The sequence below is a fragment of the Bartonella sp. MR110HLJHH genome (genome assembly GCF_042194225.1).
Lineage (GTDB): Bacteria > Pseudomonadota > Alphaproteobacteria > Rhizobiales > Rhizobiaceae > Bartonella > Bartonella grahamii.
This window is the reverse complement of the sequence record NZ_JBHIMQ010000079.1, coordinates 1-884: the sequence shown is the minus strand read 5'-3', so window position 1 is coordinate 884 and position 884 is coordinate 1. Positions and strand designations below refer to the sequence as shown.

General features: G+C 41.7%; 1 pseudogene. It reads left to right on the top strand.

Going from position 1 to position 884, the window contains the following annotated elements:
- Nucleotides 1-24 precede the first annotated feature (24 nt).
- Nucleotides 25-884 (top strand): annotated as a pseudogene (locus ACFIKB_RS09425) (adhesin); the annotation flags it as partial.

Here is an 884-nt window from a genome sequence, read left to right as displayed (position 1 = left end):
GCTCCTACATTCACGGTTAAGAGCGTGAAAGAAGATGGGAAAACAGAAGATAAAGGCTATCATGATGTAGCAACAGCTTTTGCTGGAGTTGGTACCTCTTTCTCAAATGTGAATAATTCTATTACGAATATTAAAAAAGAGGTTACCAAAGAGATTGCGGATGCAAAAAGTGATTCATTGAATTGGAGTAAAACTGCTAATGCCTTTGTAGCGCAGCATAAAAAGACGAAAGAAGAAGAAGACGGCACAGTTGTAGTAACACAAGAAAACAGCAAGATTACATCACTTAAGAATGGAGACGTTACTGCAACCTCAAGCGATGCTGTAGCGGGCAATCAGCTTTATACCCTAGGAAGCAGTGTTGCAAAATCCTTAGGCGGTGCTGCTAGCTATGAGAATGGCGCATGGGTTGCTCCTACATTCAAGGTTAAAACCTTCAATAAAGATGGCACTGCGACTGAGAAGTCTTATGACACTGTCGCGACTGCCTTTGCCGGTGTTGGTGATTCATTCGAAAACGTTAAAGATACATTCAAGAATGTTAAGGATGAAATTACCAAAGAGATTGAAAAAGACATAACCCTTGTTCAAAGCGATTCCTTGTTATGGGACAAGACTAAAGGCGCCTTTGTAGCAACGCATGGGGCAGAAAATAGCAAAACCAATAGCAAGATTACATCACTTAAGAATGGAGACATTACTGCAACCTCAAGTGATGCAGTAGCTGGTAACCAGCTTCATACTCTTGGGAACAGTGTTGCAAGTTATTTTGGCGGTGGTGCCAAGTATGATGGTGGAACATGGACCGCTCCTACATTCACGGTTAAGAGCGTGAAAGAAGATGGGAAAACAGAAGATAAAGGCTATCATGATGTAGCAACAGC